Genomic DNA, 22191 nt, shown 5'->3' with positions numbered 1-22191 from the left:
CTTTATCAATTGCATAAAAAGTCATCGTAATTCAACCTTTACTTATTGCTTTTACAATTGAACAGCTTTTTCTTTAATATCATACCATTTTAGCAATATGAAATTAGTACTGTTTATTTTTTTTATGATCTATTACTGTTGTTTTAGCTGCAGCACTTTGATTTCCTTCGCTATCTTTGGCATAAACTGATAGAACTGTACCTTCTTTCTGTTTACTTATTTTAATTCGATACGCTCCTTTAGAATCTGCTTTTCCAGTTGCGATAATCTCATCATTTTTCTTAATAATGATCAATGCATTTGCTTCAGTTGTACCAGTTATATCATTATCATTGTTATCAACTGTTTCGATTATTGGCGCATTTGGAGCTGTACGATCTAATACGGTAGTTGATAATGTTTTTTGATATCCTGTCATACCCTGTACTTGTATTGTTAAGACTGTTCCTGCTTTTTGAGGACTAATTTGAATTATATATTTACCTTCAGAATCTACTTTACCTGTTGCGACAATACTATCTTTATTTTTCACTGTAATTTTTGCATCTTGTTGAGCTGTACCAGAAATTGTAGTGTCATTGTCATCAATCGAATTGATTGTAGTTTCTACATAATTTCGTTTTAATACAACCAGTGAAAATTCTTTCGTCGTGCTCGCTTTACCTTTAGTAATTGTTGCTGTTAATGTGATTGAACGATTTCCATCCTCAAAATATGGACGAATTACTGTTCCATCTTCTTTTATAACAGAAGCATCACTAGAAGACCAAGTAATACTTGTATCATTAGTACCTTGTGTTGGTAAATTCAAATTAGAAGTGACTGAATTTTGATCAGTATTATTTTGCTTAATCAAATTCCAAACAACTGATGACTTTGCTGCGACAACTGCCGGTTCATCATTCGTATCTTGACTTCTTACAAAGAAATAAAACATTTTTCCAATTCTTGCATCACCTAATTTTATATATGCGAATACTGGAACGTACTGATTTTGGGCAGGTCTTGTCACTTTTCCGTCATTTGAGATGACGTCTGGCATATCCGATTCCCATCGAATTTCGACACCGTCATTTCCAAAAGTTGTCGGGAACGTTAAATCCTTCGTGACCTCCATATCGCTTGTGTTTTCACCAAGTAATTTTTCAGTTGTTAACCCTTGAGATACTCGCAGTACTTTTGTTCGTTCTATGTTTTGTGTATCTTTTAGGACTGTTAAATGGAACGTTTTGTAGAATGTACCGCTGTTTCGTGTGAATTTTGCAACAAGTTCCACGTGTGCATCATCTTCGTCAAATAACGGTAGGTACACGCGACCTTGATTCGTAATATGCTTTTGATCATCAGAAGTCCATGTAATTACTGAACCATTTGATCCTCTAGTTGGTAATGATAAAGCTTCTGATACATCACCTTGCTCTTTGTTACCTTCTCGAATAACATCCCAAGTTATTGATGAAGCATCTTCAGCAACAGCTTGTGAATCATTTTGAGTTTTCGCTTTCACTGTTAGGTTGAAAGTTTTAACTGCAGTAGCACCGCCTACAGTTGCAGTAGCAGTTATAGTGATATTCTTATCTTTATCTGCTCGATATACCTTACCAGCGTTTGTGATAATGGTTGGATCACTACTTTCCCAGCTAATTTCTGCTTGATTATTTTTATCATATAAAGGTAGCACTAAATTAGTCGTCACATTCGTTTGATCTGTGTTACCACCTTTTATCTTGTCCCAATTTAACTGTTCAGCTGCTTTTGTTGCTAAAGGTTGATCTGCACCCTCTGCTGCACCAAGACGATAGATTACCACATTGAAAACTAATGGATGGTTCCCTGCAAATGGGTGACTAGGATTCTCACCGATTGTACTTCCACCATCTATTTCAAAATAGTTTACTCCAGGTTTTAACTCTCCTGTTGGCATACTGAATGATTTCACACCAGGTTCATTGTTATATCCTGCTGGGATATTTCCACCAGTTTCTTCGTTTAAGCCATCGTCATATGGACCACTTCTCCATTCTGAAGTTGGATTAAATAAGTTTTTATAGAATTTATTTTCTCCCGCTACTGCTCGATTCCAATCGACCCATTCAGCGTAGAAATTCATTCCAACCGCTGTTACCGACCCTTTTACATCATATGTTGAATCATAAGTAAAGAATGTTGCCGTACCAGTTGAATCAATAATCGCATCGTCAAATTTCACTTTTGGTATATACGAATTTTTGATGACAGGAACTTGGATCGTCGTCTCGTGACCTAAATAGTCAATCATAGTTACTGGGAACGTACTTTCGCCTTCAGGTATACTACCTGGGTCATTATAACCGACAGGATTATTAAAGGCATATACATCTCCTAATGGTAAGTCCCAGTCTGGTATTGCATTAGGGTAATAAGATGTTGCCGCTTTTCTTTGTTGATTTCCAACTAATAAAATTGGTGCTAAATCTGGATTTGCTGACCATGTTTTATTGTTACCATAAGGCGTTACAAGATAGCCTGCAACCCATGGATCGAAATTTTCTACATGGTAAGTCTTATTGTAATTAAGTTTTATTTCTGGATTTCTACTTGCATCTTTATATGGAACAACATCAATCGGAAGTTCAGTGTTTGTACCATTATTTTGCACTGTCACTTTATCAACTGCAATAGTAACTTCAAACGTCATTGAACTTGCATTTCCCATATAATCGGTAGTTGTCAGTTCGATAGAGTGATCTCCATTTTCTAACACAACTGGATATCGGAACGTTTGTTCAGATCTATCTAAAGTTGTAATACTTCCCATTGATTTTTTAATTCCACCATCAACAGCAACTTCTACTTTATAGCCTCTTGAATTTGCTATTTCATCTTTCGCTGTCGTATTAAGCATTAGAGAAACAGGATCTCCACTATTTTCTACGAATGCCTTCATTTTACTCGCATTCAATGAAATGCTTGGTGCCTCTGTATCTACAAATGTCTCGATACCAATAGCTGGAACCTCTGCATCATTCCATTGCTCACCTTCAGCCAAGCATACATATTTCACAACGTATTCTCCTGCAGGTAAATCAGTTGGAACGGTATATTGTCCTTTAATCGAATACTCACTGTATTCTCCATATGCAGGTTTTTCCGTCAGCACTTGATTTAGATCAAGATCGATCGGATTTCCAACAATCGAATTATTATCGTAATAATTCTTTAAAAGGACTGCTTGAATTTTTTTCACAGCACCTGTACGTCCAACTGCATTAAAATTCAAACTAAAATTATCGCCAGGTTTTACGTTAGCAGTCCAGTACATACTTGGAACTTTGTCTCCTAAAGTAGCTGAATACATATCAATCCAAACATGGTTACTTGTTTTATTAACGATAACGGTACGACTTTCACCATAATTTCCAACTTTATCAATTGGCGAAATAGTGATGATGTTAAGACCTTCATTTAGTCCTGGTACGTTTAATTCATATGTGCCGTCAGCATTTTGCTTAACATCTGATTTATAATTAGTAAATGGCTCGCTTCCATTCACGGCTAAAAATACACTACCGTCAACTTCACCAGCTTCTCCATCATCCATAGTCCAGCGCACAGTATAACTATCTTTATTCGTCACTTCCGGATTTGTTTTTTCATCATAATCTGCTGATCTTAATAAATTTAAAGTCGGTGCTGCAGTATCCTTATACATCGGAATATAAACTGTTGGTTGTGGTTTTGCATTTGGTGCATCTGCTGTTGCTGTAACCGCAAAGTAATACTGCCCATCTGGCATTGGAATTCCTTGTTTATGTGCATACCAAACCCAATCTGCTGAAAGTAAAGAGGGAAGACCACCTGAATAAGGATCACCTTTTGCAAACCATTGTTCATCTGCCATGTGTGTCACAAGATTATGTTCTTTATCAACAACATCTATTTTTAAGTTACGCGCGCTTCGAAGCAAAGCAAGCGCAGGTACTGGGGAGAATTGTGGACCAAAAGCATAAAACTTGTCACCTAAAGCGATTTGAGCCGGTGTTTGTGGCTTACCGAATACCTCCTCGTATCCAAAATAAAAAGGACCTGTTTGAATTGCTAATTGTGTTCCAAATCCTGACTGAGTCCATACATCAGTTGTATCTTGCGTATCGATAACTTTTGGCTCATCCCAATTGCCATAAAAACCATTATATGGAACGTTTAAAGTTGGGTTGCTTGAATCTGTCGGTGTTAAATAAATATAGCCCTCAACAAACGTGTTTTTTACTGTAGCATCTGTTAAAGATAATGTAACACTCACGGTCTTAGTTGAATTTGCTGGGATTGTAATTTCCTTTAAATCAAATGATACTTTTGCATCATCCAAATATCGACTACGAATGTTATCTGAATTTGTATTAAGCGAGTCTTTTAAAACATCCGTCATCACATTTCCATTTAATTTGTACGTAACAGATTTATTTGAAAGATTTGAAGCAGTTAATGTAAATATAGTGTCTTTATCAATTTCTTTTAAACTAATGCTTCCAGTTTCAGTTGAGCCTGTGACAACAACAGGAGATTTCACAGCTAGATCCGGACGAATCATACCTGCTCCTTGTCTTCTAGGTTGGTATTCTGTCATATAATCAATTCGGTCAATTGAATTGTTCGAATTGACATAATCTCTTTTGGCTGGAATAGATGTATTCATGATTAAATTCTTTGTTAATTGTGCAAACTTTCTTGTTCCAGGTTTAAATCCTTTTTCGATCAAAGCTTGCATAACATCAGCAACAGCTCCAGCTACATAAGGAGCTGCCATAGACGTTCCATCTTCATTCTCATATGCATTATGTTTAGTTGTATCTGCTGTTCTAACTGACGAATAAATCGCATGTCCAGGAGCCATTACTTCTGGCTTTAATAATAAATCACTAGTAGTTCCCCAGGATGTGAAATCTGTTGGTTGCCCTGGGTTCGATTCAGCGAATGCTGAGCCTACAGTCTCATCATTAATTTTAAACTTAATTGACTTTTGAGTTGTAGCATCTAACGGGCCAATAACTGGTCCCCCACCACATGTACTAAGTGGCCCTATATCAATACCACCACCACCACAAGTAAGTTTATCTTCTAATGCTTTTCCATCATCATAACTAATAAATGAAAAAGGAATTGATCCAAAGCCTTGAGGTTCTGGAGCTGGTTGAGTAGAACTTGAGTTATAAACGATTACTCCTACGGCACCTTTTTGTTTCGCATGTGCTACTTTTTCTGCAAAACTTATTGTTCCGCGCTTAATTAATACGACCTTACCAGTCACATCTAAACCATCGTAATCTGTAGGTATTCCAATACGTTCATTTCCACTACTGTCTTTTCCTAGAGAAACTAAAGAATACTCTTTGTTTTTATCTGCTGGCCAATTCCAGTCATCAAGACCTTCTCCAGTAATATCAAAATCAACTTCGTCTGTATGAAATTTATACGTATGTTTAGATACTATGTTATTTGCTGCTGCAACTGTAAATGAATCTGGATAAACACCTGGGTTACCAATTTTATTTAAATCAGGAGTTTGTCCAATTTTAATTGTTTCACCCAAACCACCAGATCGATCTGCATAGGCATTAGACGCATTTCCTGCTGCTACTACGACAACATGTCCCTCGTCTGTTGCATTTCGAATCGCAATCCCTAATGGATCATTAGGGTCTCTTGTATCGAAAGAAGAAGATGAACCTAAACTCATGTTGATTACATCTGCTCCTAAGGCTGAAGCATGGTCAACCCCTTTAATAATATCTTCTGTTAATGCACCAGCTTGTTTGTCTGAGAACACTTTTTCTGCAATAATTTGAGCTTCAGGTGCAACTCCTTGAATGACAGGGCCAGATCCAGCCGCAATTCCTGCTACGTGTACACCATGTGAGCTAGTTGCATTATTTGGATCTTCCACACGTGGGATGATATCGTCATTTTGATCAGCCCAGTTGTAGCCGTCTACTACTTTCAGAGAAGTTGATCCATCTGGACGAGTAAATTTCCCTTTTTTAATTCTTGCTTTACTCATATCTTTAGGATCTGGGAATGCTTCATGAGTATAGTCAACTCCCGTATCAACAATCGCGATAACCATGCCTTCCCCTTGATAACCGATAGGTTTTCCTAAAGTAGAACCATTCCAAAGATTTTTGATTCCTGTCAAGTCATGCTGTTGATTAACCGCAGGAGTAAATGTTTGTTGTAATGTAACTGCTTTTACATCTGGCAAGGATTTAATATAGTCGATATCTTCATACTTAATATCTTTAATACTAAAACCTTTAAATACGTTTTCGAACTCATGTTTAAATTTTAAATTCTTTGATTTACTACCAGAAAGTTTGTTCTTAATTTTGTTTTTTGTCGCATCTATGTCTTCTTGAATCATATCTTTTGCATTACTTAAAGACTGTTGATTAACACCAACATTTTCTTCGGCTGTCATTTCGGATACAGTTTGGCCCTTCAATTGAACAATAACCGAAACCATCTCTTCTGGATTATGAGCTTCTAATTTCGCAAGCTTTTCCATATCTGCTAGTTTCTTTTTCTTGTCCCTAGCAATTGCAGCCTCGATCGATTTTTCACCTTTTTCTTTTAATCTCTCAATCTCTTCACTTGTTAAATTAGCTGAATTAGGGTTACCTTTACCATTTGTTACAAATATACCTGATTCTGGTTCTGTATTTTTTGCAATGAATGGGTTTTGTTGCGAATTTTCTTCAGCTAATACAAATGTCATGTTTGACATGACAAGGCCGAAGACTGTCAAATAAGAAATTTTTTTCAAAAACCTTCTTCTAAACTTCATGTTGTCCCCCCTTGACTGAGCAATCTATTATTGGAGATTACTTGCTCAATCATTTTCATTAATAAAAATTTAAGTATTGAGAATTTTCTTAACACTTATTTCTATAAGTCTTATTCTACTTAAGCTTGTATTTGGCGTAAATTGGGGGAATATATGATAAATTATTCTGTTTAACCCAATAATAATAGAATCATTATTAGCAGAAATTGCAGTAAATTGTAGAATAAAAAAATAATTATAGAAATCTGAAGGAATTTGAATCAAATTTAAAAAGATTCATAAATAAACTTGGGGGAATTCTGCTGTTGAAGATGATTTTAAAAATTAAAAAATAGAGGGAAAATAGTTTTAAGTTATTTCAAAATAAATTAATTCTATTTTTTTAGAGTAAAATTTTAAGAGTTTTGTTTTTAAAGCTCAATTCTATCTTCAATTGAAAATTTACAAACCCAAATATAATATTTTGAAAAAATGTTATATTTAAGTTTACAACAATAATTACCAATTTCATTTTTAATGTTATAAAGATGAATTGAAAACACAATACAATTAACTTAATATAAAAAAGCCCAAACCCTTTTTACAAAGAGTTTGAGCTAATTCATTTGTCATCCCAATTGACAGCCAAACAATGATCAAACCACTGTTCATTACATGGTAGGAATATGATTTGTTCAAAAAATTAGGTTGAATTTAATTTGACTTAGCGTGCATTTCTACTGATTCGCGTATTGCTCTACGTAAGATTTTCCCTGTACTATTTTTAGGTAATTCAGAGATGATTTCAATAGCTCTAGGTGCTTTATATTTTGCTAATTTAACACTACAGAATTGTATTAATTCAGCAGCTGATACACTTTCATCATTACATACAACAAAAGCTTTTACTTGTTCTCCAAAAACTGGGTCTGTAATCCCAATTACTGCTGCTTCTACTACTGCTGGATGTTGATATAGTACTTCTTCTACTTCTCGAGGATACACATTATAACCGCCTACAATTATCAGATCCTTCATTCGATCAACGATAAAAATATAGCCATCCTCATCCATTTTTGCTAAGTCACCAGTATGGAACCAACCATTCTTTATAGCAAAAGATGTAGCCTCTGGCATACCTAAATAACCCAACATAACATTTGGTCCTTTAACTATTAACTCACCAACTTCACCTCTTGGTAACTCATCTCCATTTGGATCGACAATCATATTGTATACATTTGGAATATTAATTCCAACGGAACCCCTTTTTCTTTTACCATTTATTGGATTAAAGGCTGTAGCGGGTGCTGTTTCTGTACAACCAAATCCTTCAAGAATAGTAACTTGATATTTTTCTTCAAATCTTTGAATTAATTCATCTGGCAATGGGGCACCACCCGATAAGCAGGCACGAATTGTTTTAAAATGTTCAGCTGTATAATCTTTTAATTGAAATAAGAAACTATACATTGTCGGTACACCCACAAATAATGATACTTTCTCATTAAAAATAGTATGAATGATTTCATTTGGAATAAACTTCTGTGCAATTACAATATTCGCTCCACTCATAATAGGCGCATTAATACAGACAGATAGACAAAATATATGGAACATAGGAAGAACTGCTAAAATGCGATCTTCTTTTTGAAACTCCACTAGTTTAACAATTGACTCTGCATTTGAAGCCATATTTCTGTGACTTAACATAGCACCTTTTGGTTTTCCTGTTGTTCCAGAAGTATATAAAATTACGGCAAGATCCTCTTCTGTAATTAATGGATATTCATAATCTTTTAACCTAAATTCGATCAACTGCTCCCAATTAAATTCAGCTTTATTCGATCCAACATAGTACAATATTTCTATTTGTTTACATTCCATTTTAAGTGAATCAATTATCGCTTCCAATTCAAAATTTGCAATGACAGCTTTTGCTTCAGAATTAGATAATATATATGAAATTTCATCCTTTGTATAAATTGGATTAATCGGTATAACTACTGCGCCTGCACGTAGAATTCCATAATAAGAAATAACAAACTCAGGACAGTTCCCTAATATTAATGCAACTTTATCACCTTTATTGATTCCATTAGCAGCTAAGTTAAAAGCTACACAGTCAACTTGTTTATTTAGTTCGGAATATGTTATATCCTTACCTGCAAATGAAATTACATTTCGATTTGGGTATTTTTCTACACTTTTTTTCAAACTTGTAATTAAATTCCAAGTCATATTGCTTCCTCCCCTATCAATACAATCGTTAACAAGATAAAAGTCAAACTCCATATAACTAATCACCAACTTTTTATTCATATACACTTTTTCTACATGTTGAGGCACCATCCAATGATGGTGCCCTTCATTTAAATTATGAAACTCCTAAACTAGTTCCAGCAACTTCATTTGAAACTTTAGCAATTACTTCTGGTGGAATTTTATAAAATAAGCCAGTCGGATCACTGTGAACCATTGCGACTATGTATGCCATATTATCAACATTCACATTAAAATCAGCAAATGTATCAGGTAGTCCCACTTTCGTTCTTAAGTTTTGAATGAATGCAACTACGACTTTCAGACAATCTTCAGGTTTTTCTGGCAGGTTACTAATTCCAAGTGCGTCGGCAAATCCATGAATTCTTCTTAAATAGAAAGGTGCCATAGTTTCCATTACACTTGGTAATAACACTGCATTTGCTAGTCCATGTGGAATATTGAATTTTGCCCCAAACACATGAGCAATATTATGAACTGGAACTGCATTGATTGTTAAACAAAAAGCAGAGATTGCCATTGTACTAGCCATTAACATATTTGCTCTTGCAACTATATCTTGTCCTTTATGAACGGCTGTTTGAAGATTTTCTACAATCATTCGAATCGATTGAAGTGCATATGCATCTGCCATTGGATTCGATTGAGGAGAAAAATATGCTTCGACAGCATGAGTTAATGCATCAAAACCTGTAAATGCTGTAATTTTTGGTGGTAATCCAACAGTTAGTTCAGGATCTAGTATTGCCATATCCGCACTAATAAATGGATTTAGTATATTTGTTTTAATTCCAGCAATTTCATTCAATACGACAGCTACTGGTGATACCTCTGCTCCAGTTCCAGCAGTAGTTGGAATTGCAACATGAGGAATTGCAATGTACTCCGCTTCAGGCCAAAATTGCATGATATTTCCAACAAGAAGTTCATTACGAATATCATCGACTTTATTATGAAGCATCCATTTTATTGCTTTTACTGTGTCTAAAACACTACCACCACCAACAGCAATTAATGCATCTCCGTTACATTCTTTAAAATATTTAGCACCTCGGTTAATAATTGCCCCTTTTGCATCTTGCTCGATATCCTCAAAGACACCAACTAACTGAACCGCTCCAGGAACAACCTCGAACAATTCCTTAATTTTATCTGTGATTCCAGCTTGCGTAATTCCTTTATCTACATAAAGAACCGCTCTTTTACCGCCAAGATCTTTAATCATTTCAGGTAACAATGAGCGTGCTCCTACACCACTATTTACAACTGTTCGAACTGAAAACTGAAAAAATGACGTTACCATAGGATCACTCTTTTCTATAATTTTTTATAAACATTAAATTATGAATCTATTTTTCTTATAGTAAAATTCCATACCATGGTTTTTGACTTAGTTCCGGTGTTAATGAAACATGAACATGTTTTACTTGTGTGTATTCATCTAATGCATATTTTCCAAGCTCGCGTCCAAAACCGCTTTGTTTATATCCACCAAATGGTGCATCACTTCTAAGCATGTGCCAGTCATTAATCCAAACAGTCCCTGCTTTTAATTCACGTGAAACTTGAAGTGCTTTGTTAACGTCCTTCGACCAGACTCCCGCAGCTAATCCAAAGATCGTATCATTCGCAATTTCAATTGCTTCCTCAATCGTGGAGTAACGAATCACACAAAGAACAGGGCCGAAAATTTCTTCTTGAGCAATTTTCATTTTATTGTCTACATCTGCGAAAATAGTTGGTTCAATGAAATAGCCATGATCATAGCCTTCACCCGTTAAACGTTTTCCACCACATACTAAGCGGGCACCTTCTTTAATTCCAGCTTCAACATATGATAAAACTGTGTTAAGTTGCTGCTCAGAAGCCATAGGACCCATTCCGTTTGCCATATCGAGCTGATTTCCAATCGTAATCGAAGAAGCCAATTTTCCTAATTGATCAACAACTTCATCATAAATAGAATCATGTACTAATAGACGTGTGCCAGATTCACAAAGTTGTCCAGAGTGTAGACAGAATCCAAATAAGCTTCCTGGAATCACGATATCTAAATCAGCATCTGGTAAAACGATCGATGGTGATTTACCACCTAATTCCAAAGTAACTCGTTTTACTGTTTCCGATGCCATTTGCATAATGTGGCGACCTACTTCTGTTGATCCAGTAAAAGCAATTTTATCTACGTGTGGATGAGTAGCCAATACTTCACCAACTGTAGCCCCAGGTCCCGATACAACATTGAACACACCTGCTGGAACTCCAGCTTCAGTTGCTAACTGAGCAAGTTTTAGCGTAGAAAGTGGTGTATTAGATGCCGGTTTTACAACTATCGAATTTCCCATTGCAAGAGCAGGTGCAATTTTCCACATCGCTAAAAGCATAGGAAGGTTCCAAGGCGTAATTGCTGCTACAACACCGATTGATTCACGCCAAACCTGATTATTGCTTGGTCCTGGAAATGGGATAACTGGTAATGATTCTACAAACGGATATTCCATCGTAAATTTAGCAGTTTGTTGAAGTAAATCTACTAAATATAAAATATCAAGATTTGAAATCCTTCTTACAGTTGCGCCTGAACTAATTGCTTCCAAGAAAGCTAGTTCCTGAGAGTTCTCTACTATTTTATTTCCAAAATTAATTAAAATTTGCGCTCTTTCTTTAGGGGATTTTTTAGCCCATACACCTGAATCATAAGCTTTACGAGCAGAAGCAATTGCAACTTCTGTATCCTGTTTTCCAGCTTTAGCAACCTTAGCAATTACTTCACCAGTTGCCGGATTTTTCACATTAAAAGTTTCACCACTTACTGCAGGTGTCCATTTCCCATCAATATAAAGTGGAAATTCCAATACTTTTACAGCTGTTTGCATAAAAAGACCTCCTAAAAATAGTTTTTAAAAAAAGACTCTGTTACCGTTACAAGTTGCTTAACCATTTTGATTAACAGAGCCTATAAATAAAGCGATTACATTTTATGACCTAAAGATTCATCTTCATTAAGGTGTTACGATATTTGGCCATGGGTCAAACTTGTCCATTAGTGACAATAGTTCTTTAAATTTTTGTTTATTTCCTGAAATGGAAATCTTACCAGCAGCTTCCATCTGATCCATGTCAGCCAAACCAAGCGCAATTAAATAGAATGTTACTTTATCAACTGTTAATGTAGCGTCAGGATTTGTAGCTTGCTGATCTTTTTTATAGTTTAGAACTGAATTACCTACATTGATTGAGTAATTCGTTTTTAAATCTGTTAATGACACATTAAATGCATACTGTTTACCTTCTGCTTTTGTTCCATTCAGTTTGATTGAGAAGAAATTCATAAAATCTTCAACTGGCATATTCATCAGCATGTCTAAATTCATAGGATTCGGACGTTTTGAGTCATCTTTTACAACGCCTTTTCTTAGCTCTTGTGCACCAGTAAGATAGAAGTTACGCCATACTGAAGATTCTGCTTGATAGCCTAATTGTTCGTAAGCATTAGCAAGTAAGTTTTTTGCTTCAGTATTTTTCGGGTTCGACATCACCACATGTTTTAATACTTCAGCTACCCATCTATATTCGCCTTTGCTATAGTCTGCTTTCGCTAATTTCAATACATTTTTTTCTCCGCCCATATACTTCACATATTTAGCTCCAGCTTCTATTTCCGGAAGTGGATCCAAATCTGATGGATTTCCACTAAAATTGCCTAAATAAAAATTATATACAGCCTTCACATTTTGTTTTAAATTCCCATAATATCCACGATTAGCCCAATATTTATCTAAGCTCTTAGGAAGCTTAATCTTATCTGCGATTTCATCCGCTGTGTAGCCTAAGTTTGCCATGCGTATCGTTTGATCATGAATATATTTATATATATCGCGTTGTTTTGTTAATTGCTCGATTACTCGGTCCTTACCCCATAACGGCCAGCTATGTGCAGTTACCATTACATCAATATCTTCTTTACAATATAAATCAATTGTTTGATCAAGTGCTTCTGTCCATTTCAGGGCATCTCTTGTCTTTGCTCCCCTTAATGTATAAATATTGTGTAATGTATGTCCTGTATTTTCTGCTACTACTAATGCTTTATAATCCTTGATATAATAATGCATTTCAGCAGGAGCTTCAGTATGAACAGTTAATAAAAATTCAAAAGTAAGACCATCTATTTGCATTGTTTGGACATCGTCCTTTATTTCAATAGTTGGCTGCATATAACTAAACGTTCCTGTACTTAAACCTGGTCCAATACCTGCTGTAACAAATCCTTTCTCATTAGCTGGTAATAGATTACCAAACATATAACCTGCACGTCGGGACATGATATTCCCTAAAAGAACATTTTCACTTAATGCTTCTTCATTAAATCCATTCGGCACAACGATTGGAACCTTTTTAGGATCTGTTGCATACCCAGCAACTCCTTTAATGCCACCAAAATGATCTGCATGACTATGACTGATCACAATTGCACTTACAGGTTTTTTTGGTCTATGTGCAAAATATAATTCCATCGCTTCTTTAGCAGTTTCAACTGTCGACATTGTATCCAAAACAATTAAGCCTGTTTTTCCTTCAACAATCGTCATGACTGATAAATCTAGTCCACGAACTTGATAAACGCCATCAACTACCTTAAAAAGACCTGAAGTATTTTGTAATTGAGCTTGTCTCCATAAACTTGGGTTAACTGTTGCAGCCGCAAATTTGTCCTCTTTTATAAACGAATATCGATTACTATCCCAAATAACTGTCCCATTTGCATTTTTTATCGGTTTATTGTTTAGTGGTGCAATAAATCCTTTATGTGCATCTACAAAATCTTGCTTATCTGCAAAGTTTAATTCTTTATATACTGAACTATTCTTTTGTGTTGTTATTTTTGTCGCTGGTAATGGAGTAGTATAGGTTGCGGCATCTGTCATGGTAGTGCTTAACAATAATGTAAGTGCCACAGGTACTGTTTTTGTGAACATAAACTTTTTTGACATTTGTTTTCCACCTCTATAAATGAATTAAATCTGTAAAACGACCCTATTTATGATTTCTGTGAATAGTTGTATTCCGCTCAAATTCAACATCTTTACTAGTAGTTTGTTTAACTTTAACTGTTTAAAAGCATCAATTTTAAAAAAATATTCGTTAACAAGAAAATAGTGAAAAAACTTTTGTAATGATTAGATTTTACATATTTCCAACAACTTTATTTATAGTGCGAACAAAAAGAAAACGCTTGCAAAACATAGGGAATTGAGAGAACATAATGTAAAGAATACAGAGTTAAAACATCACCCTTTCTATTTTTTGAAAATTAAGAATTATTTGAGTTAATTGTATTACTCAGAAGTTCTTAAGTAAAATTAGGATTTGTAATAGGTTGTTCACAAATTTTAATACATAAAATTAGAGGGATTTTCATTATTAAACTTAATTACTTATTTAGGGTTTATGTAAAAAAGGTGGTCACAGTATGCACATACAAAAATTAGAAGTACTTGTTGAAGTCGCTAAAACGGGATCATTTTCTACAGCTGGGCAGAATCTTCATATAAGCCAATCTGGCGTTAGTCAAGATATTAAGAAGATTGAAGAAGAACTAGGAGTTAAAATATTTGAACGATCTCGCTCTGGTGTCGTACAAACAAATGAAGGTTCTATCATTATTCATAAAGCAAATGAAGTTTTGTTAAAATATGGTGAATTAATTGATGAGGCTAGAAAAATATTAGATATACATTCTGGTAACCTTCGCGTATCTACTATTCCAGCTTTCATGACTCATTTACTAAAACCATTAATGGAATTTAAGAATTTATACGCTAATTTAACTGTTGAAATGTCAGAAAATATTACTGAACTGACTGTTGAATATATTCAACAGAATAAAGCTGAAATCGGCTTAATTTGTATATACGAGGATTTATTAAAAAATATAGAGAATTTACATTTAGAGCAAATTCTCGAAGGGACCATGAAGGTTTATGTAAGTAGTGATTCACCGTTTGCCTTAAAAAGAACAATCACGCCAGAAGAACTTCTACAACAAGATATTGTTCTGTATAACGGGGATTATATAAAATGGTTCACTAATCATTTTCAAAATACATTTGGAAAAATGAATATATTATTTTCTTCGAACCAAACAGAAGAACTGTCAAGAACAGTTTCATCAGGCATGGCCATCACTTTTGCTCCTGACTTTGCTATAAAAAATAACACTTATTTATTAGAAGGGAAAATTATTGAGGTTGATATTTTGAACTATGAACCTATAAATGTTTCTCTCGGGTTAATTTACACAAAGAATAGACAACCTACTAAAATAGAAAAACACTTTATCAAATTTCTTACATCTGAATTGCAATATTATATAAATTAGTCTTTTACAAGCAATTTGGACGGCTAATGAAATGATATTGCATTTTTTAGTAAATAGAAACAGCATGGAATAAACTCCATGCTGTTTTTTCTCTACTTTCTTAAATGATAAGGCACTGTAGTAATGACAACTTCTTTCTGTCTAATTAGCCATAATCGAAGTAATAGATCTGTTTGATTGTGTAAAAGGTTATGCCACCATTTTTTTGGAATAAATTGCGGTATGACAATTTGGATATAATTACTTGGCTCTTTTGCTTCAACTAGTTTAATAAACCTTGATAAAGGTTCTAATACTGATCTATATTGTGACTATGGTCGAAAATCCTTTTGAACACAAAAAAGACACAAGGATACCTAGTGTCTTTTAACGAACAAATAGGAACCTTCTCTTAACACGCTGACGAGGTTAGCTGTCGGATTCGGGCTTTATAGAGTAGCCCTACCTTTCTCAAGGATTCACCCCAAGTGCATTTGCACAAATTTGGTTCCCCCGCTCTAAATAGATTAAGCGATCATAGGTCATTAATTTTTTATTATGTTGGTTAATATACTACTTCAATTTGAATTTGTAAACGTAATTTTTTAAAAATTCTTTTCAAAACTGTATAAATCGAGCCTAATTTCAGTTTACGTATTCAATGAATTTATGTTTTTAAAATAATAAATCTGATAATACCTTTCTAATTCAAAAACGCATTAATGTTAAAAAAAACTTTAAAAATGATGTAACTTCTTTTACTTAGAGGTTTTTTTATATAACATCTAGATTGATTTTCAACTACCATATAAAAAATACTTCGAAAAGTAGAATTTTTTATTTGATGTTTTAGTTAAAATTAGTTTAGACATTACTTTTTTAGCTTTCATGTCCTTCTTCAAAACAAAAAAAGGCTCTAAAAAAGAGCCTTTCTAACTTACATTCTATTACTGTTCCCAGTAACGTCGCGCTCCTGAGAACTCCTCAATATAACCTGGAGTATTTAAAGGAATAATTTCAACGTTCTTAGAAGCGTTAGGCGCATGAATCATTAGTCCGTCACCAATATACATTGAGACGTGATGAACAGAACCAGTCCCATTATTCGACGCAAAGAATAATAGATCGCCAGGTTGAATCTCATCCTTATTAACTACTTTACCGTTTTTAGATTGTGGGCCTGAGTCTCGTGGAATCGTTATACCATATGCCTTATGAATCGAATAAGTGAATCCAGAGCAATCAAATCCAAAACCTGAAACACCTGCCCATAAATAGCGTAAGCCAAGGAATTTTTTCGCAGTTTTGATTAATTCTTCAGGAGTTGCTTCCGGAAACTCGTTTTCGTTTTGATAGATTGCAACATCTTCTTTATTAATAAACTTATTTCCATCATCTGGCGTTGCGACCATAACGACATTTCCAAAATCTTTAATGACAGGTAAGCGTGTATTGAAGCTAACTTCCATAAACTTATGTTGTAATGCTTTTCCGTCATACAACCAAGCTGTTGGACTAGATACCATAATAAATGGCGCATCATTTAAATTTTCTAGTCGATCATCCGTTGTTAACTGCCTCTTTGGCATCCATCCTGGATATCCTAAAGGATTTCGTGGAGTAGGCTGACCTTCTACTGCTACTTGCACCCAGTCACCAACTTCCTGTAGAATTACTACTTTCGATCCATACACCGCTTGTGTTTCAAGTTTACCTGTAAGCCAGCGACGAACCTCGCTATCCTGCATATTTGCTGACCATTTCCACGGATCAACTGGATTGCTTAAAGAAGGTGCATCAATATCTCTAACTTGGAATCTACCATTCGTTGTCCACTGAGTTGAAACTGATACATCTACATATGCAGTTTCACCAGGATGAAGTTCCTCCGGTGAATTTGCAAATGCTTGGAATGTCATTGTTGATAGTAACGTACCTGTTACACATAAGCTCAATACCCATTTTTTTGTCTTTTTCATGTTAAAGCTCCTCTCCATATTTTAACGAAGACTTCTTGTTCATCTTCGGTGAAGCCTTAGTTATTCCTGATGTAACTTATTAAACTATCAATCTAATAAAGGAAAATAAATAATCACCTTTATGTTATAAAAAATGAAAATCCAACTATTAGAAAGGGCATGCCCTGCTAATAGCTGGATTTCATCTACGCTAATAGATAAAGCAGCATTATGACTCAATGATTTGCTTGTATTTAATCTGTGCATTTTTAAACGCGACGATCAAAGCTTTCTGTGACGAACCAAAGTAACGTGTATTAATTTCATTGACGACAGTGTCCAGATCTAATACTGAATGTCCGACGAATAATTGTTTCACAAAAGATGAAGTCAAAGAAATCGTAGCTGAACAATCAGCATCAACGATTAAATGAGACGTTCGATCAACAACCAATCCAATAAAGAAAGCATTAAATTGCTGCATGATTGGATTATTAGATGCGGTCTTTGAATCACCAATAATGTAAATAGTATCCTTACTGTACACTTCATTTCCTCCCGAACAAGGTATACCGAGCGGGATTCAATCCGAAAAAGGAAGGAATGAGCAACGGCATATGTATTCGCTTACATTTAATCATAGTACACTAAAATATTTTTTACAATATATTATGAATATTCAGTTATATATTCGTGAATATCAGGAAAAAAGTATTACGATGTATCCCTTTCTCCTTACTTTTTTACTATGAAGAAAATCCAATCGTTTACTTTATGAAAAATGTCACCATCGAAAGAAAAATCACCAAATTTATATCGACGACTACTATTTACATTGCAATTATTAAAACAAAAAAAACTGCAATTATGCAGCTTTTGATCTTTAATTAACTCGTAAGTTAACTAATTATAGATTCCCCTTACTTTTATCACTTAAAAACTCTGTTTCTATATTTGAAACTGTGCATGATGAAACTATCTGATAACAAAAAAGAATATATGTCATCTCTTAATTTTATTAAGAGACGTAATAGCTACTAAATACCCGATCAGCGGCGATATTCCGTATCCCATAATTGGCATTGGAAAATGTCCAAAAAAGGTTACAATCATCATCACTAGAAAATAAACGCCTAATGTAAGTGACATAGTCGATTTTTTCCCATTAAAGAAGAATGGAAATAATAACAATATAAGAGACATTAGACCGATTACGAACCACGTTACCCCCATGTCTTTAACTAAAAATAGTATGTCCTCTACATAAGGTACGGGTGCTAAATCATCAATAAATATCCAAGACAGGATAACAATAGTAGTTGTCATTATTAAGTTAAATAACTCTAGTAACTTATTATTCATTTTGTGCCAAAGGAGTATAGAAGTAGCGCATGCGAATGCTGTCACTTGACCTGCATCAGGTTGAAGAAGCAATATGACTAGAACAATAAAGTTTAGTCCAATTACATAAACATACTGTTTGTTCCCTACCAGTTTCCATAAATAAATCAATAATAATGGCAATACAATACTTGCTATATAAAAACTTAGTGGTCCAAATTGGATCCATCGATGAATACCATCAAAGCCATCAAACCAAAATGGCGCTATCAATAAAGCTATAATGATAATAGGTCGTCGATCAATCAATTTATCGTATTGTTTATGCTTTGTTTTCGTTAAAAAAACACAGCCTAAAATGGATCCTACTATCCAGATGATGATATTTTGCATCCAAACACTTGAAGATACACCATTTGATATCATTGCTAAAATTCCAACCAATATAGCTGGGAACATTAGAAAATAAGGTATGATATCCTTTAATTTAATTTTTTCCATTTAATTTAACCTCAAAATTTACTAGTATCATTTAAATATACCACAATTTCATTAATCTATTTTTTTCTGATTCAAAGATGGCATGCTTTATGTCTTCTTTTATTTTAATTTCATACTATCCTTACAGTAATGAACCTTACTGAGAGTTTCTCAAAATAAATTATTACTTTTGTATATAAAAGGGGATGTCCAAATCAGTTTATACTAATTAGGACATCCCCTTTTTGGATTATATTATGGCTTGTGCTTACCACTCTTCTTATTTACTAATTATTCAAATGATTTTTAAATTCCTCAATAAATTCATTAGCTATAGGTGATAAACCTTTTGTTTCCAAATACATTAACCAAAAATCAAGTTCAAATAAACCTTCTTCTTTTAAAGGAATGACTTTAATATCACCGTTTAAAACGACCGGACGATTTTTTATTGTAAAATTATAAAGATAAAATATTGCCTGGCTTTCTTTAATTAATTGAAAAATAAGACCTGTTCTATTGGATGTAAGAACTACGTTTTTGGGATTCATTTTTGTAATTTTCAATAACTTATTATATTCTGAATTTTTATACATCACTATTTTAGCATTAGCTAAATCTTTAGGCGTTACAAATTCTAAAGAATAAAATGGTGACTTTTTTCCAACTGCAATACAATAATGACCCCGAGTTATATGCTCATAACAAATATTTTTTTCTTTTTTTAATTCTTCTTTTGTTGCCGGAACAAATGCAAAATCAAAATTATCCTTATTGAAATTCTGAATAATATTTGATGGATTGTCCTCTTTGAACTCAAAAGTAACATCATTGTTCTTTGAATTAAAATCTACAAGTGTTTCCTGAAGTAAATATGAAAAAGTTGGTGCAGTTAATATTTTCATATGGTTTTGATTTGTATTTTTATAATAATTAATATCATTTTTTATTTCTTTAATAGTTTTAAGCAAAACAATTGCTTTTGAAATAACTATATTTCCCTCAAATGTAGGCGTAACCCCTTGTTTAGACCTGTTAAAGATTTTAATCCCAAGCTCATTTTCAAGTTGTGTGATCGATTGACTCATTCCTGAAGGTGATATAAATAATTTTTCAGCTGCTTTTGTTATAGATCTTTCATTAGCAACATTTACAATATATTCCATTTGTTCAAAATTCATTATTTCACCTCAGTTTAAAAATATTCTAGTTGAAAAGCAGTCTATTAATGATTTTATGTAAGATAAGTTAAAAACTCAATCTAAACTTATTTTAAACAAAACTCGCCTAGTCATTCTTACCTATCATTGTTTAGTTATTTTCTCCCTGTACATCATTTGCAATTATAACTAGAACAAGAATTCCCACCTTTTTTTACCCATTTTCTAGTTAAGCTTTACTTAACAACATTTATGTTTTTTCTAAATTTACTTAATTTATCGAAAATTGTAATATTTTAATTAAAAGTTAGTTACAAATTATTATACTTCCATAGTGACTAAAAAACATAACTGATCATCGTTAAAGAATAAGCAATTCTAAATAAAGGCTACTTAATGTATTTAAAGCACATCGAAAGGAGAATTGGTTATGTTTGAGGGAAAAATCATAAAATTTTATCGAGTAAAATTAAAACTGACCCAAGAACAACTTGGAAGAGATATTTGTTCGATTACACATATCAGTAAAATTGAATGTAATCGAACGACTTGTAATAATGAAATCATATCTTTATTATCTGAGCGACTTGGAATAAATATGGAAGATGAAATAAATAAGTTAATTAATATAAAAAATAGATTATCACAATGGCATGAAGCAATTATCATGCAGTTACAAAATGAAATTGAACAAATTAATCTTGAACTTGAGTGTGATGAACTAATCAAGATTTCTGATTATATCCATTTATATGAACTACTAAGAATTAGATATCTTCTTATTCATAAACATACTCGAGAAGCTGAAAAAATCATAAAAAAAATTCAAAAAATAGAAAACGAACTTTCAGATTATGAATCCAATCTTCTTAAACATGTTCTAGGCATCTATTATTTATCTAAACAAAATCATAATAAGGCCATTCAAACATTAAAACAAATTCAAATTGAAGATTATCATAACCCTGAATATTACTATCATTTAGCAATTGCGTATCATACAATTCATTCTCCAGTACTAGCTTATTATTATGCCGAAAAATCGCATAAATTTTTTAAAGATATAAACAATTATCTAAGAGTAATTGACGCAGAAATGATTATGATTATCCAAGTTACCGAAGACTGTAATCATGAAGAAATCATTAATCGCTTTAAGAATTTAATAAAAAGCTGTGAATTATGTAATGCGCCAGATCGAAAATCAAAAGTACTGCATAATTTGGCATATGAGTATTACCGTAGAAAAAATTATGTACTGGCAATTGGATATTATAGAGAATCAATGGCACTTAAAAATCAAGAATCTGCTACCTACCTACTCTCTTTCGAAAGTTATATTCGATGTGCTTTTGACGGAAATCTAATACCAACTGATGTATTAATAAAACTTGCAGAAGAAGGCTTAGTCATCGCAATTCGACTGAACGAATTATTATTTATTCATTTATTTAGACTAACTTTATATTTATTAAAATCTAAAATAAAAGAATACCATCAATACTTAGAAAAAAAAGCTTTACCTATGTATGTGAAATATGGATATTCATTTTTAATTCAACGATCTGAAAAAGAATTATTTAATTATTATTCAAAAATGAACTTACCTGAAAAAGCACTGGAAATGGCGAAGTTATTAATTACTAAATAAAAACAAGAATACTTAAATGTATTCTCGTTTTTATTTGGTAATTGCATGCTCGATCCTTGCTCATATGTGTTATCAGAGAATCCATTTGTTTATTTAAGAAACCTTCCTTACCTATAATAGAAAACGTGCTGAAACCCTTACAGTACCACCATTTGATT

11 protein-coding genes, 1 pseudogene and 1 riboswitch are annotated in these 22191 nt (G+C 33.4%); of the genes and pseudogenes, 2 read left to right on the top strand and 10 right to left on the bottom strand.

Annotated features, from left to right (window positions below; genetic code table 11):
* Positions 1-103: 103 nt before the first annotated feature.
* From CAB05_RS11855 to CAB05_RS11835, 5 genes are all read right to left on the bottom strand, one after another.
* Positions 104-6820, bottom strand: coding sequence for an immunoglobulin-like domain-containing protein (locus CAB05_RS11855; protein WP_088000041.1), 6717 nt, complete (start codon positions 6818-6820; stop codon positions 104-106).
* 693 nt (positions 6821-7513) lie between these two features.
* A complete protein-coding gene (locus tag CAB05_RS11850) occupies positions 7514-9040 on the bottom strand; it encodes a long-chain-fatty-acid--CoA ligase (RefSeq protein WP_088000040.1) in 1527 nt (508 codons plus the stop codon).
* Between the two features lie 136 nt (positions 9041-9176).
* Positions 9177-10385 carry an iron-containing alcohol dehydrogenase gene (locus CAB05_RS11845; RefSeq protein WP_088000039.1) on the bottom strand — a complete coding sequence of 403 codons (1209 nt, stop codon included), beginning with the start codon at positions 10383-10385 and terminating at the stop codon, positions 9177-9179.
* Positions 10386-10440: 55 nt separating this feature from the next.
* Positions 10441-11958, bottom strand: coding sequence for an aldehyde dehydrogenase family protein (locus CAB05_RS11840; RefSeq protein ID WP_088000038.1), 1518 nt, complete (start codon positions 11956-11958; stop codon positions 10441-10443).
* A gap of 126 nt (positions 11959-12084) precedes the next feature.
* Entirely contained in the window at positions 12085-14076 is a 1992-nt protein-coding gene (locus CAB05_RS11835; protein WP_213087726.1) for an alkyl/aryl-sulfatase, read from the bottom strand.
* A 479-nt stretch (positions 14077-14555) separates the two neighbouring features.
* Between CAB05_RS11835 and CAB05_RS11830 the strand changes: the two genes are divergently transcribed.
* Entirely contained in the window at positions 14556-15464 is a 909-nt protein-coding gene (locus tag CAB05_RS11830) for a LysR family transcriptional regulator (protein WP_088000037.1), read from the top strand.
* Between the two features lie 92 nt (positions 15465-15556).
* Here the strand turns inward: CAB05_RS11830 and CAB05_RS22795 are convergent.
* From CAB05_RS22795 to CAB05_RS11810, 5 genes and pseudogenes are all read right to left on the bottom strand, one after another.
* Positions 15557-15763: pseudogene (locus CAB05_RS22795) on the bottom strand (APC family permease); the annotation flags it as partial.
* 82 nt (positions 15764-15845) lie between these two features.
* Positions 15846-15987, bottom strand: a riboswitch (cyclic di-AMP (ydaO/yuaA leader).
* Between the two features lie 403 nt (positions 15988-16390).
* Positions 16391-17422 carry a C40 family peptidase gene (locus CAB05_RS11825; protein ID WP_088000036.1) on the bottom strand — a complete coding sequence of 344 codons (1032 nt, stop codon included), beginning with the start codon at positions 17420-17422 and terminating at the stop codon, positions 16391-16393.
* A 208-nt stretch (positions 17423-17630) separates the two neighbouring features.
* On the bottom strand, positions 17631-17948 hold the full coding sequence (locus tag CAB05_RS11820; RefSeq protein ID WP_088000035.1) for a DUF3870 domain-containing protein: 318 nt from the start codon (positions 17946-17948) through the stop codon (positions 17631-17633).
* A 455-nt stretch (positions 17949-18403) separates the two neighbouring features.
* Positions 18404-19243: a hypothetical protein gene (locus tag CAB05_RS11815; protein WP_088000034.1), complete on the bottom strand. Its 840-nt coding sequence runs from the start codon at positions 19241-19243 to the stop codon at positions 18404-18406.
* Between the two features lie 266 nt (positions 19244-19509).
* The gene (locus CAB05_RS11810; protein ID WP_088000033.1) at positions 19510-20403 is read right to left on the bottom strand and encodes a LysR family transcriptional regulator; all 894 of its coding nucleotides are present in this window, start codon (positions 20401-20403) and stop codon (positions 19510-19512) included.
* A 409-nt stretch (positions 20404-20812) separates the two neighbouring features.
* On the opposite strand from CAB05_RS11810, the gene CAB05_RS11805 reads away from it, so the two are divergent.
* Complete coding sequence (locus CAB05_RS11805) at positions 20813-22033, top strand: helix-turn-helix domain-containing protein (protein WP_088000032.1); 1221 nt, start codon at positions 20813-20815, stop codon at positions 22031-22033.
* Positions 22034-22191 lie beyond the last annotated feature (158 nt).

Source organism: Gottfriedia solisilvae, assembly GCF_002128405.1.
Classification (GTDB): Bacteria; Bacillota; Bacilli; order Bacillales; family Bacillaceae_G; genus Gottfriedia; species Gottfriedia solisilvae.
Note: the sequence above shows the minus strand (reverse complement) of the source record. Positions and strands in the feature narration are given on the sequence as shown.